This is a genomic window from Enterobacter sp. CPE_E1241, from assembly GCF_045618265.1.
Classification (GTDB): domain Bacteria; phylum Pseudomonadota; class Gammaproteobacteria; order Enterobacterales; family Enterobacteriaceae; genus Enterobacter; species Enterobacter adelaidei.
This window is the reverse complement of the sequence record NZ_JBIWYV010000001.1, coordinates 1,534,486-1,547,995: the sequence shown is the minus strand read 5'-3', so window position 1 is coordinate 1,547,995 and position 13,510 is coordinate 1,534,486. Positions and strand designations below refer to the sequence as shown.

17 protein-coding genes are annotated in these 13,510 nt (G+C 54.3%); 9 read left to right on the top strand and 8 right to left on the bottom strand.

The annotated features are described in order from the left end of the window. Nucleotides 1-161: 161 nt before the first annotated feature. Together ACJ9Y9_RS07470 and ACJ9Y9_RS07465 are read right to left on the bottom strand one after the other, a co-directional pair. Nucleotides 162-992, bottom strand: a complete 831-nt coding sequence (locus ACJ9Y9_RS07470) for an N-acetylmuramoyl-L-alanine amidase (RefSeq protein WP_028019295.1) — start codon at nucleotides 990-992, stop codon at nucleotides 162-164. Then, nucleotides 989-1,312: a heavy metal-binding domain-containing protein gene (locus ACJ9Y9_RS07465; RefSeq protein WP_023310944.1), complete on the bottom strand. Its 324-nt coding sequence runs from the start codon at nucleotides 1,310-1,312 to the stop codon at nucleotides 989-991. The genes ACJ9Y9_RS07470 and ACJ9Y9_RS07465 overlap by 4 nt, the downstream gene beginning before the upstream one ends. A 97-nt stretch (nucleotides 1,313-1,409) precedes the next feature. On the opposite strand from ACJ9Y9_RS07465, the gene ACJ9Y9_RS07460 reads away from it, so the two are divergent. The 6 genes from ACJ9Y9_RS07460 to artJ all read left to right on the top strand — a co-directional run bounded on the left by ACJ9Y9_RS07460 (nucleotide 1,410) and on the right by artJ (nucleotide 5,930). Then, nucleotides 1,410-1,928 (top strand): lipoprotein, encoded by a 519-nt coding sequence (locus ACJ9Y9_RS07460; protein WP_028019296.1) that lies wholly within the window; start codon nucleotides 1,410-1,412, stop codon nucleotides 1,926-1,928. 226 nt (nucleotides 1,929-2,154) lie between these two features. Then, on the top strand, nucleotides 2,155-2,883 hold the full coding sequence (gene artP, locus ACJ9Y9_RS07455; RefSeq protein ID WP_028019297.1) for an arginine ABC transporter ATP-binding protein ArtP: 729 nt from the start codon (nucleotides 2,155-2,157) through the stop codon (nucleotides 2,881-2,883). Nucleotides 2,884-2,902: 19 nt separating this feature from the next. Next, the gene (artI, locus tag ACJ9Y9_RS07450) at nucleotides 2,903-3,634 is read left to right on the top strand and encodes an arginine ABC transporter substrate-binding protein ArtI (RefSeq protein ID WP_028019298.1); all 732 of its coding nucleotides are present in this window, start codon (nucleotides 2,903-2,905) and stop codon (nucleotides 3,632-3,634) included. Nucleotides 3,635-3,640: 6 nt separating this feature from the next. Further along, the gene (gene artQ, locus ACJ9Y9_RS07445; RefSeq protein ID WP_028019299.1) at nucleotides 3,641-4,357 is read left to right on the top strand and encodes an arginine ABC transporter permease ArtQ; all 717 of its coding nucleotides are present in this window, start codon (nucleotides 3,641-3,643) and stop codon (nucleotides 4,355-4,357) included. Then, complete coding sequence (gene artM / locus ACJ9Y9_RS07440) at nucleotides 4,357-5,025, top strand: arginine ABC transporter permease ArtM (RefSeq protein WP_028019300.1); 669 nt, start codon at nucleotides 4,357-4,359, stop codon at nucleotides 5,023-5,025. Before artQ ends, artM begins: the two co-directional genes overlap by 1 nt. A gap of 173 nt (nucleotides 5,026-5,198) precedes the next feature. Continuing rightward, on the top strand, nucleotides 5,199-5,930 hold the full coding sequence (gene artJ, locus ACJ9Y9_RS07435; protein ID WP_028019301.1) for an arginine ABC transporter substrate-binding protein ArtJ: 732 nt from the start codon (nucleotides 5,199-5,201) through the stop codon (nucleotides 5,928-5,930). Nucleotides 5,931-5,972: 42 nt separating this feature from the next. On the opposite strand, the gene ACJ9Y9_RS07430 is transcribed toward artJ, so the two are convergent. Both ACJ9Y9_RS07430 and ACJ9Y9_RS07425 read right to left on the bottom strand, forming a co-directional pair. Beyond that, a complete protein-coding gene (locus ACJ9Y9_RS07430) occupies nucleotides 5,973-7,445 on the bottom strand; it encodes an ATP-binding protein (protein ID WP_028019302.1) in 1,473 nt (490 codons plus the stop codon). Further along, the gene (locus tag ACJ9Y9_RS07425; RefSeq protein WP_028019303.1) at nucleotides 7,442-8,164 is read right to left on the bottom strand and encodes a response regulator transcription factor; all 723 of its coding nucleotides are present in this window, start codon (nucleotides 8,162-8,164) and stop codon (nucleotides 7,442-7,444) included. The genes ACJ9Y9_RS07430 and ACJ9Y9_RS07425 overlap by 4 nt, the downstream gene beginning before the upstream one ends. A gap of 144 nt (nucleotides 8,165-8,308) precedes the next feature. Between ACJ9Y9_RS07425 and ACJ9Y9_RS07420 the strand changes: the two genes are divergently transcribed. Genes ACJ9Y9_RS07420 through ACJ9Y9_RS07410 form a run of 3 tightly spaced genes read left to right on the top strand, consistent with a single transcriptional unit; the run spans nucleotide 8,309 to nucleotide 9,959 of the window. Further along, on the top strand, nucleotides 8,309-8,905 hold the full coding sequence (locus ACJ9Y9_RS07420; protein ID WP_028019304.1) for a cytochrome b/b6 domain-containing protein: 597 nt from the start codon (nucleotides 8,309-8,311) through the stop codon (nucleotides 8,903-8,905). 9 nt (nucleotides 8,906-8,914) lie between these two features. Then, nucleotides 8,915-9,685, top strand: a complete 771-nt coding sequence (locus ACJ9Y9_RS07415; RefSeq protein WP_028019305.1) for a molybdopterin-dependent oxidoreductase — start codon at nucleotides 8,915-8,917, stop codon at nucleotides 9,683-9,685. 28 nt (nucleotides 9,686-9,713) lie between these two features. Continuing rightward, nucleotides 9,714-9,959: a pentapeptide MXKDX repeat protein gene (locus ACJ9Y9_RS07410; protein ID WP_028019306.1), complete on the top strand. Its 246-nt coding sequence runs from the start codon at nucleotides 9,714-9,716 to the stop codon at nucleotides 9,957-9,959. 42 nt (nucleotides 9,960-10,001) lie between these two features. Here the strand turns inward: ACJ9Y9_RS07410 and rlmC are convergent, their stop codons facing one another. Genes rlmC through potH form a run of 4 tightly spaced genes read right to left on the bottom strand, consistent with a single transcriptional unit; the run spans nucleotide 10,002 to nucleotide 13,504 of the window. Continuing rightward, a complete protein-coding gene (gene rlmC / locus ACJ9Y9_RS07405) occupies nucleotides 10,002-11,129 on the bottom strand; it encodes a 23S rRNA (uracil(747)-C(5))-methyltransferase RlmC (RefSeq protein WP_028019307.1) in 1,128 nt (375 codons plus the stop codon). A 40-nt stretch (nucleotides 11,130-11,169) separates the two neighbouring features. Next, entirely contained in the window at nucleotides 11,170-11,688 is a 519-nt protein-coding gene (locus ACJ9Y9_RS07400) for a YbjO family protein (protein ID WP_050482950.1), read from the bottom strand. Between the two features lie 20 nt (nucleotides 11,689-11,708). Then, entirely contained in the window at nucleotides 11,709-12,554 is an 846-nt protein-coding gene (gene potI, locus ACJ9Y9_RS07395; RefSeq protein WP_023310934.1) for a putrescine ABC transporter permease PotI, read from the bottom strand. Next, on the bottom strand, nucleotides 12,551-13,504 hold the full coding sequence (gene potH, locus ACJ9Y9_RS07390) for a putrescine ABC transporter permease PotH (RefSeq protein WP_028019309.1): 954 nt from the start codon (nucleotides 13,502-13,504) through the stop codon (nucleotides 12,551-12,553). The genes potI and potH overlap by 4 nt, the downstream gene beginning before the upstream one ends. Between the last annotated feature and the right edge of the window lie 6 nt (nucleotides 13,505-13,510).

Genomic DNA, 13,510 nt, shown 5'->3' with positions numbered 1-13,510 from the left:
GAGTACGTTATATTTATTTGCTGCATTACTTAGCAAGCTATGTGTCTATCTTAAATCCGGATAATTTTAAGTCAATTAACTAAAAATGAATTAAGTTTGTACTTAAGATTAATCTCAAGCAATTCAGCATAAACAGGCGCATTCGGGGGCAATCCGAAGGATTACCCCTGCCCGTATTTCTCTAAAAGTGCTTCTGCAATGGCCATCGTTTCGATATCCGCGACTCCGTTCCACAGATCGGGTCGGAAATGCATCTGGAAGACCATGATGATGCGTTTTTGCTGCGCCGGCGTACTGTCTGCCGGTACTTCATAGCCATAACGCGCAAGGAGATCGAGTAACGCGGGAGTATCCACCTGTTGATAGCGCGGACGCCCGTTCATATAGAACGCAACACGTGCGGGATCGGGCCATGCGCCGATGCCTTGCTGAGCCAGTTGCCGCCACGGAAACAACGGACCGGGGTCATCTTTACGCTGCGGCGCGATATCCGAATGGGCCACGACATTTTCAGGTCTGATGTTGTAGCGGGCAATAATGTCTTTGGCGAGCGGCACCAGCGCCGCGATCTGCGCAGGTTCAAAAGGAGTAAAGTGCTTAACGCCAGACCTCTTTTGCCAGCCACGGTTTTCCAGCTCAATGCCGACAGATGTATCATTGATACGGTTAGTACCCCGCCAGAAGCTAATGCCTGCATGCCAGGCCAGCTCGCTCTCGGGCACCAGTTGCCAGATGCGCGGTTTTCCTTCCGGTGCCGGTGGCTTTGCAGGGATCAAATAGTGAGAGCTGACGTTTTTATCCGTTAGCGTGGCGAGCGAGCTGTCAAAATCATCCGCGGTGTAGTGGATCACCAGCACCTTGATGCGCGGGTAAGCCGCCTGCGCCTGATGCCGGGTATCCAGCTCGTAGGCACCTTTATCAATAATCCCTTTTTCAGCGGAGCACCCTGCCAGCAACAGCGCCAGCAGGAGCGCCGTAAGCGAACGCGTCATCGAAGAGTTTTCACCGCCGTACCGCTTACGCTCACCATCAGCATGCTGGCATCTTTACCGACCGTTTCGTAGTCGATATCAATCCCCACGACCGCATCCGCGCCGAGGGCTTCCGCCTGCTCGCCGAGCTCTTTAAAGGCGATCTCGCGCGCTTTGCGCAGCTCTTTTTCGTATGCGCCAGAGCGTCCACCTACGATATCGCGGATGCCGGCAAAAAAGTCACGGAAGATGTTGGCACCGAGAATCGCTTCACCGGTGACCACACCGCAGTACTCGGTAATGGTCTGCCCTTCCAGGGTTGGCGTTGTTGAAAACTGCATATTTTATCTCCTTCTTTAGCGTTCAATGCCTTAGGCACAGCATTATCGGTTCGTTACGCTATGATTGAAAGGATAGTTAATAAATAAGGAAATCAACATGCGCTATTCTGCTTTAACACTTTTCGTGCCCTGCGCGCTGGTGCTCAGCGCCTGTACCACCACGGTCACGCCAGCCTTTAAGGATATCGGTACCCGCAGCGGCCCCTGTATTGATGGCGGCCCGGACACCGTGGCGCAGCAGTTCTATGATTATCGCATTCAGCACCGCAGCAACGATCTCACCGGCCTGCGCCCGTATCTGAGCGATGGGCTGGCAAAATTGCTGAACGACGCCACCCGCGATCCGCAGCACAACGCGCTGTTGAAATCCGATCCGTTCTCCAGCCGCGCCACGCTGCCTGACAGCGCCGAAGTGGCCAGCGCGTCAACTATTCCGAACACGGATGCGCGAAACATTCCGCTGCGCGTGAAGCTGACTCAGGGTACTCAGACCTGGCAGGATGAAGTGCTGATGATCCGTGAGGGTCAATGCTGGGCGGTGGACGACGTACGCTACGTCGGCGGCAGCGTTCATGCCCCGGCAGGCACGCTGCGTCAGTCGATTGAAAACCGTTAAACCATCCGATACAAAATTGTAACCCCCGAAAAATGTGCGGCATTTCATTCGGAATGCCGACATTTATACTCGCCGACCTTGCCGTTCGCTATTTTGTGCTATGTTTAAGAGGAAATACGGGTTATATTTAACTTTTAACGCAGAAATATTGCATAACTATTCTGTCAACGGTACTATCTGCGGCCTCAATTGCTATAGATTGCCTGGATGAGTAAAGACTGCCCCGATGAGTATTAAACTAAACGGCATTAACTGCTTCTACGGCGCACACCAGGCGCTGTTTGACATCACGCTGAACTGCCCGGAAGGCGAAACGCTGGTTTTGCTTGGCCCAAGCGGTGCAGGTAAAAGCTCCCTTCTGCGTGTCCTTAATCTGCTTGAAATGCCACGTTCAGGTACGCTGGCAATCGCCGGTAACCATTTTGATTTCGCGAAGACCCCGTCAGATAAAGCGATTCGCGAGCTGCGTCAAAACGTCGGCATGGTCTTCCAGCAATACAATCTCTGGCCGCATCTGACCGTGCTGCAAAACCTGATTGAAGCCCCGTGCCGTGTGCTGGGGTTAAGCAAAGATCAGGCGATTGCGCGTGCCGAAAAACTGCTGGAGCGTCTGCGTCTTAAGCCATACAGCGACCGCTATCCGCTGCACCTTTCTGGTGGGCAACAACAGCGTGTGGCGATTGCTCGTGCGCTGATGATGGAGCCTGCGGTACTGCTGTTTGATGAGCCGACGGCGGCGCTGGACCCGGAAATCACCGCCCAGATCGTCAGCATCATTCGTGAGCTGGCGGAAACCAATATTACTCAGGTCATCGTAACCCACGAAGTGGAAGTGGCGCGCAAAACCGCCAGCCGCGTGGTGTACATGGAAAACGGTTATATCGTTGAGCAAGGTGATGCGAGCTGTTTCTCTAACCCGCAAACCGATGCCTTCAAAAACTATTTATCTCATTGATTGTGTCAGGGGAAATATAATGAAAAAAGTATTACTTGCCGTGCTGCTTGCTGGCGTTACCCTTTCCGCTACCGCAGCCCAGACCATTCGTTTCGCCACGGAAGCCTCCTACCCTCCGTTTGAGTCCATGGATGCCAGCAACAAGATTGTGGGCTTCGATGTGGATCTGGCAAACGCCCTGTGTAAAGAGATCGACGCAACCTGTACCTTCAGCAACCAGGCGTTCGACAGCCTGATCCCAAGCCTGAAGTTCCGCCGTATCGACGCCGTCATGGCCGGTATGGACATCACCCCTGAGCGTGAAAAACAGGTGCTGTTTACCACCCCTTACTACGACAACTCCGCCCTGTTCATTGGTCAGAAAGGGAAGTTCACCTCTGTTGATCAGCTGAAAGGCAAGAAAGTCGGTGTACAGAACGGCACCACGCACCAGAAATTCATCATGGATAAACATCCGGAAATCACCACTGTTCCGTATGACAGCTACCAGAACGCGAAGCTGGATCTGCAGAATGGCCGTATTGACGGCGTCTTCGGTGATACCGCTGTCGTGACCGAGTGGCTGAAAGCCAACGACAAGCTGGCACCAGTGGGCGACAAAGTGACCGATAAGGATTACTTCGGCACCGGTCTGGGGATTGCCGTTCGTCAGGGCAACACTGAGCTGCAGCAGAAATTTAACGCTGCGCTGGAAAAAGTGAAGAAAGACGGCACCTACGAAACCATCTACAAAAAATGGTTCCAGAAGTAATTCCTGATGAATGAAATTTTTCCTTTAGCAAGCGCCGCCGGGATGACCGTCGGCCTTGCCGTTTGCGCACTGATTATCGGCCTTGTGCTGGCGATGTTCTTCGCTGTGTGGGAATCAGCAAAATGGTTCCCCGTCGCCTGGGCAGGCTCCGCGTTGGTCACCGTGCTGCGTGGACTACCGGAAATCCTGGTGGTCCTCTTTATCTATTTCGGTTCCTCACAGCTGCTGTTAATGCTGTCGGACGGCTTCACCATTAATCTTGGCGTTGCGCAGATCCCGGTGCAGATGCAAATTGAGAATTTTGACGTTAGCCCGTTCCTGTGCGGCGTCATTGCCCTCTCTCTGCTCTACTCCGCCTACGCGTCGCAAACGCTGCGCGGTGCGCTGAAAGCGGTACCGCAGGGGCAATGGGAATCCGGTCAGGCGTTAGGCTTGTCGAAGTCAGCCATCTTCTTCCGTCTGGTGATGCCGCAAATGTGGCGTCATGCCCTGCCGGGGCTCGGTAACCAGTGGCTGGTGCTGCTGAAAGATACCGCTCTGGTGAGCCTGATAAGCGTAAATGATTTGATGTTGCAAACCAAAAGCATCGCCACCCGTACTCAGGAGCCGTTTACCTGGTACATTGTGGCGGCAGCTATCTACCTGGTGATTACGTTGCTCAGTCAGTACATCCTCAAGCGTATTGACCTGCGTGCGACGCGCTTTGAACGGAGACCAGGCTGATGCTTGAATATTTTCCCGAGTTGATGAAAGGGCTGCACACCAGCCTGACGCTGACCGTGGCGTCCATCATCGTGGCGCTGATCCTGGCCCTTATCTTCACCATCATCCTGACGCTGAAAACGCCGGTGCTGGTGTGGATTGTGCGCGGCTACATCACCCTGTTTACCGGTACGCCGCTGCTGGTGCAGATCTTCCTGATTTACTACGGGCCCGGCCAGTTCCCGTCGCTGCAGAACTATCCGGTTATCTGGCACCTGCTCTCTGAGCCGTGGCTGTGTGCCCTGATTGCTCTTTCGCTGAACAGTGCTGCCTACACCACCCAACTGTTCTACGGGGCTATCCGCGCTATTCCTGAAGGGCAATGGCAGTCGTGCGGGGCGCTGGGCATGAGCAAGAAAGACACGCTGGCGATTTTGCTGCCGTACGCCTTTAAGCGCGCGCTCTCCTCCTACTCCAACGAAGTGGTGCTGGTGTTCAAGAGTACCTCTCTGGCCTACACCATCACCCTGATGGAAGTGATGGGTCATGGACAGTTGTTGTACGGACGCACTTATGACGTGATGGTATTTGGTGCCGCAGGCGTGGTGTATCTGGTGGTTAACGGTCTGTTGACGCTGATGATGCGTCTGATTGAGCGTAAAGCGCTGGCATTTGAGCGCAGAAATTAACCACGCGAATGCATAAAACGGTATTCATGGAGCGGGTAACCTGATGGGTTATCCGCTTTTTTTTACAACAGAAATAATATTTAATCATTTTTATTGCATACAAATTCATTAACTGGCATTGTACATCCAGGCCGCAGACACGGCGCATAAATAAGACAGACGGGAGCATTACAATGAAAAAGTTAGTTCTGGCCGCATTACTCGCAACCTTCGCCGCTGGCGCATCCGCTGCGGATAAAATCAATTTCGGCGTGTCCGCCACCTATCCGCCGTTTGAATCGCTGGATGCCAGCAACCAGATCGTCGGTTTCGATATCGATCTGGCAAAAGCGCTGTGCAAACAAATGCAGGCCGACTGCACCTTTACTAACCATGCTTTTGACAGCCTGATCCCGTCGCTGAAGTTCAAAAAATACGACGCGGTGATCTCCGGGATGGACATCACGCCTGAACGCAGCAAGCAGGTCGCGTTCACCGACCCGTACTACGCCAACTCGGCGGTGGTGATTGCGAAGAAAGGTGCTTATAAATCCTTTGACGAGCTGAAAGGCAAACGCATTGGGATGGAAAACGGCACCACGCACCAGAAATACCTGCAGGACAAACATCCTGAAGTGAAAACCGTGGCCTACGACAGCTACCAGAACGCGATTATCGACCTGAAAAATGGCCGTATTGATGGCGTGTTTGGTGACACTGCCGTGGTGAACGAGTGGCTGAAAACTAACCCGCAGCTGGGTACCGCAACCGAGAAAGTGACCGATCCACAGTACTTCGGTACCGGTCTGGGCATTGCAGTACGTCCGGATAACAAAGCGTTGCTGGAAAAACTGAACGGCGCCCTGAAAGCAATTAAAGCGGACGGCACCTATCAGAAAATCAGCGATCAGTGGTTCCCGCAGTAAGTATTGTTGCCGGGTGATGGTTTCGCCTTACCCGGCAATTTCTTACAACGGCACAAAGAACCGGAAACGTGCCCCGCTCACCGAATCCATCAGCCTGATCCCTCCCCCATGCAGCTCCAGCATTCGCTTCACAATCAGCAAGCCTAATCCGCCGCGATTCTCCCGCGATGCCTGCGGGTTTAACGCAGAAGGACGCTGAAACAGATCGTCACGCAATGCACGCTCGATACCTGAGCCACTGTCCGCCACCTCAACCTGCAGAAGCCCATTCTCCTGCCAGACCTTAAGCAAAATCTCGCCTCCTGCCGGGGTATGGCGAACGGCATTATCCAGCAAATTCGTGACCACCCGCTCAATCATCGACACATCGGCATACACCAGCGGCAGCGGGCCAGGGACGTCTATATGCATTCGCAACTGCCTTGTCTGTGTGGTCAGCTCGAATTTTTGCGCCACATCTGAAATCAATTCAGCCATGGCAAAACGTTCGCGCTGCGGTTTAATCCCCCCATGCTCAAGGCGCGCCAGTTCAAACAGCTGTTGAGAGAGATGGCGCACTTTCTGTCCCTGACGCAGTGCGATAGCCAGGTATTGATTCTGCTCCTCGGCACTCAACGTGGCGGACTTAAGCGAGAGGGTTTCGAGATACCCCAGCAGCGAAGTCAGCGGCGTGCGAAGATCGTGAGAGATATTGGCGATAAACTCCCTGCGCTGGCGGTCACCGTCAGCCAGTTGATCCCATTGTGAGGCAATCTTGCGCGATAATTCGATAAACGTGTTACGAAGCAGTTCAACTTCGTTTTCAGGAGCCAGATTGACCGGCCGGGCGGCCAGACTTTTTATGGCGCTGATGCTGTCCTGCTCAAGGTCATTTACCTCGCTGGTTAACTGTTCCACTGGACGGGTAACCCATTTTTTGACCAACCACCAGGCCAGCGCGCCAAAGAGTAATGCCAGTAAAAGCGATCCTATGATAGCGTCGGTCAGGGCCTTGTGCCACGCGGTGTTCGCCAGTGCATTCAGGTCTTCGCCCTGGAGAATAATATACAAGTAGGAGTGCAGATTGCCGTTCAGGAGGATCGGCGCCACGCTGAACACCTTACGTTGATCCAGACTTCGTGGATCATCGCCATACACAGGGAAAGCAGCCCCGGATAAATAGTTGTTTAACGGGGTAAGGTCGATCGTTTGACGCTTCATGTGCCCGATCGGGGCCGCATCTGCCACAATATGTCCCTGAGGCGACACCACATAGAGTTCAACGCTGGGATTAAGCGTCATCAGACGATCGAACAGCGATTTGAGATTCTCAGTGTTTGCTTTACCCTGGTTATCCAGAAGCGGTTCACTGTTCACTATCTGCTGCGCCAACCCCGCTGACAGACGTTGCACCATGGCATCGCCGTACTGCTTACTGCTATAAAGCTGCACGCCACATGCCACAAACATGCATAAAACAAGCGTGGCGCTAAAAAGAAGTGACAGGCGCTGGCTCAAGGTTAAGTGGCTTATCATGCGTGGGGCTCCGCTTTTTCGACGGCAAATTTGTACCCTTTCCCCCACACCGTCAGGATGATATCTGGCTCTGCAGCATCTTTTTCAATTTTGACGCGCAGACGGTTAATGTGCGTATTTACCGTGTGCTCGTACCCTTCATGCTGGTAGCCCCAGACATGATCCAGCAACGATAAACGGGAGAACACCTCGCCCGGATGACGGGCAAACCAGTAGAGCAAATCAAACTCACGCGGGGTCAAGTCAATGGTTTCCCCCCGCAGGCGAACCTCTCGTGCCAGGGGGTCAATTTCCATGCCGTGACAGCGAATAATGCCCGCCTCCAGACGAAGATTTTGCCCCATCGCTTCCTGACGTCGAAAGAGCGCCTTGACGCGAGCAATCAGCTCCAGAACGGAAAACGGTTTAGGCAGGTAGTCGTCAGCCCCCATCTCGAGCCCCAGCACCCGGTGCGTCTCGCTGGTGCGTGCGCTGATGATAATGACAGGCAGATAGCGGGTCATCTGGCGGATACGGCGACAGATCTCCAGCCCGTCCACGCCAGGCAGCATCAGATCGAGAATGACCGCATCCCAGTGCTGTTTTTCCAGTTGCAGCAGCGCACGTTCGCCATCGGCTTCGTGCACAATCTCAAAACCTTCATCTTTTAAGTTCAGGCTCAGGAAGGCGGCGATATCGCTATCGTCCTCCACCAGCAATATTTTCTTTGCGTTACTCATGACCCACATCCACGCCGTTTCATTACAGTTGAGCTTACCTAATAACGCCCGCCGGAGTTATCACATTTTATTTAAACTTCCGTGAGGATGTGGTGACCGAATTTATCTTAGGATTTGACCACGCAATGGAATAACGAGGTCACCATGTCTCTGCCAACAGCTGTTATTCATCCCCTTTGGGTCAGGGTGTGTCACTGGGTTAATGCCCTCGCCATGGCTGGCATGGTATTCAGCGGATGGCGAATTTATAACGCCTCGCCGTTGTTCCCATTCACATTTCCGCCCTCTTTCACGCTGGGAGGCTGGCTGGGCGGCGCGCTTCAGTGGCACTTCGCCATGATGTGGGTTTTAGGTATTAACGGCCTGATCTACTGCACGTTGGGTATTGTCACCGGGCGCTTTGCACGCACCTTTTTCCCTTTGTCTGTTAAGGGGTTGCTCAAGGATATGGCGCTGGCCCTGCGGGGAAAACTGCAGCATGCCGATCTCAGCCACTACAACATGGTGCAAAAACTGGCCTACTTGCTGGCCATATTAACCGGCGTAATGCTTGTGCTTTCCGGGCTGGTTATCTGGAAATCCGTTCAGTTTCCGCTTTTACGTGAACTGTTGGGAGGCTATGACACCGCACGTTACATCCACTTCTTTTGTATGTCCTTCATTGTCGCGTTTGTCGTGATCCACCTGCTTATGGTGCTGCTCGTTCCTAAAACATTACTGGCAATGCTGCGCGGTCGCTAAGGGTATCTCATGAAAAAACCAACCTTTCTCTCTTCCCGCGACGCGGAATATCTGGTCAAGGACGCCGAAAAATCCGTAAACGCACAGCGACGTCACTTTCTTAAACAGGGGCTGACGTTAGGCGGGATTATGCTGCTTACAGGCTGTGACCTGAGCGACAACGCCAGTGTTGAAACTGCACTTTCACGAATGTCGCGCTTTAACGATCGTGTCCAGGGTTTCCTGTTCAGCGACCGTCATCTGGCACCTGAATATACCGAAAGCGACATCACCCGGCCTTTCCCGTTTAACGCCTTTTACGATCGCGACCAAATTCCGCAGGTCGACGGCCGGGATTATCAACTCGCCATTCGCGGCCTGGTGCGAGACACCCGCAGCTGGTCCCTGCCTGAGTTGTATCGTATGCAGCAGGTAAACCAGATCACGCGCCATATTTGCGTGGAAGGATGGAGCGCCATTGGCCGTTGGGGTGGAATCCCCTTCCGCCATTTTCTGCAGGCGATCGGTGCCGACACCCGCGCCAAATACATCAGCTTCCGCTGTGCGGATGATTACTACACCAGCATTGATATGGCGACCGCGTTGCACCCGCAAACGCTGCTCGCCCTGACCTGGGATAACCAAATCCTCCCTCCTGAGTACGGTTATCCCATGAAACTCCGAATTCCGACCAAGCTGGGATACAAAAACCCAAAGCATATTCAGGTCATTGAAATCACCAATCGCTTCCCCGGCGGTTACTGGGAAGACCAGGGTTACAACTGGTTTGGTGGCAGTTAATACAACAACGTAAACGACGAGGAATACCATGAAAAAAATGATCATTGCAGCAACCGTGCTCTCAGCTCTGTTTATGGCAAATGTGCAGGCGGCAGACTCCATGAGCAAAGAGACGATGGCAAAAGACAACATGTCCCAGCCACACGATAAAATGTGTAAGGGCGACATGTGCAAAGACGCCATGAAGAAGGATCACATGGGGAAAGACAAAATGGGCAAAATGGACAACATGAAAAAGGATGAGATGGGTAAAAAAGACGCCATGAGCCAGTAAGTCTCATCGCAGCCGGAGGCAACCTCCCTCCGGCTGCTTTGCTTATTGCTTAACGAGTAGCGTCAACACTTCATAGTGCGCAGTGTGCGGGAACATATCGAAAAGCTGAACGCGCTCAATGCGGTAACCCGGCAAATGCGCAATATCTTTCGCCATCGTCTGCGCGTTGCAGCTTGAATAGACGATGTAATCCGGTGCCATCTGGTTCAGGTAGTCGCATAGCGCTTGTCCGATGCCACGGCGCGGCGGGTTTACCAGTACCAGCTCTGGCACATTACCCTGCCCGGTCGCGAATTGCGTAGAGTCCAACGCCTGGAAGTGCAGATTCGTTAACCCCAGCTCAGCGGCGGACTGTCTGGCGCAGGCAATCGCCTCAGCAGAGATCTCAATCCCGGTAAGCTGCATCTCAGGCGTGGCGCAGTGCAGGCCAAATCCCCCCACGCCACAGAACAGATCCCACATATGATGGATGTTTAACGCCCGAACCCAGTCGCGCGCGGTGGCGTACAGCGCACTGGCGACAGTCGGGTTGGTCTGGAAGAAGCTTTGCGGGCGGATCCACAGCGGCACACCGTTGAAATTCTCCGCCAGCGCGTGTTGTTCGGTGAAGAAGACCTCTTTTTCCCCTTCCATGATCGCCATATGCACCGGCTGAATATTTGCCGTAATGACCTTAAGCTGCACAAGCTGTTCCTGCAACCACGGCAGCGCCGCGCGAAGCTGTTCCAGCTTGGTTTCGGAACGCAGCACGAAACGCAGCATCATGCCGCCGTCAATCTGGCTTTCCGTCAGCAGAAGGTATTTCAGCTCGCCGCGCTTGCGGGCGACGTTGTAAGGCGTTAACCCGGCCCGCGCAATAAACGGTTTGAGTGCCGCAAAGACGGGCTCAAATGAGGCGGGGTAAAGCGGGCAGTCAGTTAAATCTTCCGGCGTGCCGTCGCGGTGCAGCATCCCCAACAGCGGTTTTTCTACGCTGCCGCTGACCACCATTTTGGCTTTGTTGCGAAAGCCCTGCTCCGGGCCGCTGACGGGTGCGCACCACTCGTCCACCGCGTGTGCTGCCAGCAGCTGTTGCAGGTCGGCCATTTTGGCGGTGAGTTGTTGAGAGACCGGCTGTTCTATCCACTGACAGGAGCGGCAGCGACCGGTGTCATAGAGTGCGCACTGCATATGAAAACCTTAAAAATCACGAGGGCTGCGATTATACACATTATTGCAGGCGGAAGAACCGCCGACTGGAAGCCGGAACAAACAGCAGGAACAGAACCAGTATGTCCGGCAGTTTTTGCATAAACAGCGCACGCAGGATTTCGCGTTTGGATTCACCGGCAATGCTGAACAGCTCCGGGTAGCCATATCCCAGCGAGGCGGCCCACAGATAGCTGGCGGCGGTAATTTGCGTCAGAAGATAGACCCAGCGCGCCCAGTTGCGCCCTTTCACCAGCGAAAAGGCACAGTAGATCTCGATAAACACCAGCACCAGGCTGCTCAGAAAGACCAGCGTCAGATTCCACGTCTGCACGCTGCGGTGAATAAATTCACCAATGCCGCGCGCGCCCAGGGTGTTGAGAATCATCAGCACATCCAGGCAGCGGATCATAATAATGGCGAGCGCCGCCACCTGAACCAGCGCAGGAACGTTTGGACGAGCGTGCGTAAGACGTGATTTCTTTAATAATCCCAATGTTTTACTTCCCTGAAAAACAGTGCCGCGTCGTACGCGGCACATCACTGGAAATTTTAAATCCTTCAGCCGCGTCTTGCACGCTGGATATCACGCACACGCTGTTTTTCCGCGCGCGCCATCAAATACCAGGCGATAAATCCGACAATTCCGACCACGCCAAGAATAATCGAGGCCAGGGCGTTGATTTCCGGGTTCACCCCCATGCGCACGCTGGAGAAGACCAGCATCGGCAGCGTCGTCGCCCCCGGGCCAGAAACAAAGCTGGCGATAACCAGATCGTCGAGCGACAGGGTAAACGCCAGCAGCCAGCCCGAGATCACCGCTGGCATAATCATCGGCAGGGTGATGATGAAAAAGACCTTCAGCGGCGTCGCACCAAGATCCATCGCCGCCTCTTCAATGGAGCGATCCAGCTCGCGCAGACGCGAGGAGATCACTACCGCCACGTATGCGGTACAGAAAGTGACGTGTGCCAGCCAGATGGTGAGCATCCCGCGATCCGCTGGCCAGCCGATGGCATGCGCCAGCGCCACGAACAGCAGCAGCAACGCCAGACCGGTGATCACGTCCGGCATAACCAGCGGGGCGGTGATCATAAAAGCAAAGCCGTTCGAACCGCGAAAACGCCCGAAGCGCACCATCACCAGTGCAGCGATGGTCCCCAGCACCGACGCCATGGTTGCGGCCAGCGCAGCAATCGTCAGGCTCAGCCCCACCGCGCTCATCATCGCATCATCGTGGAACAACTCGCTGTACCAGCGCGTCGACCAGCCAGCCCAGACCGTCACCAGTTTTGAGCTGTTGAAGGAGTAGATCACCAGCATCAGCATCGGCGCATACAGGAAGGTAAAGCCAATCACCAGGATCGCAATTCGCCACGGGGAGCGCACTACCGGTAAGTTGTTCATCCGTGGTCTCCCATCTGTTTCTGCTGATGCTTGTGGAACCACATGATCGGCACGATCAGCAGGAGTAACATCACTATTGCCACCGCGGACGCCACCGGCCAGTCGCGGTTATTAAAGAACTCTTGCCACAACACGCGACCAATCATGATGCTGTCCGGGCCGCCGAGCAGTTCCGGGATCACAAACTCCCCCACCGCCGGAATAAAGACCAGCATCGACCCGGCAATAATCCCGCCTTTAGTCAGCGGGACGATCACACTGAAGAAGGTCTTCAACGGGCGCGCGCCGAGATCAAGCGACGCTTCCACCAGCGAGTAATCAATACGCGTCAGCGCCGTATAAATCGGCAGCACCATAAACGGCAGATAGGCGTAAACAATGCCTATGTAGACCGCGAGGTTGGTGTGCAGGATCGTCAGCGGCTGATCGATAACTCCGAGCCACATCAGGAAGTTATTCAGTACACCGTTGTTTTTCAGGATCCCCATCCAGGCGTAAACGCGGATCAGGAACGAGGTCCACGACGGCAGGATCACCAGCAACAGCAAAATGTTACGCGTCGACGGCTTACTGTGCGCCACGGCCCAGGCCAGCGGGTAGCCCATCACCAGACAGCAGATCGTCGAAATCGCCGCCACCTGTAACGACTGTAAATACGCTTCGAAATAGAGCGGATCGTCCGTCAGCTGCAGGAAGTTGCCGAGATTAAGCGTCAGCGTGAGCTGCCCGTCGGCCCAGTCCAGCAGGTTGGTATAAGGCGGGATCGCCCGCGCCATTTCTGCGAGGCTTATCTTGAAAACAATCAGGAACGGCAGCAGGAACAGCAGGATCAGCCACACGTATGGCATGGCGATCACCAGCTTGCGACCGTGGTTCATCTGCATACGCGCCAGCCAGTTCGCAAAACCACCCGTTTTTTCTGCGCGGGCTGGAGGTTCTAGTGTACTCATGGGCCG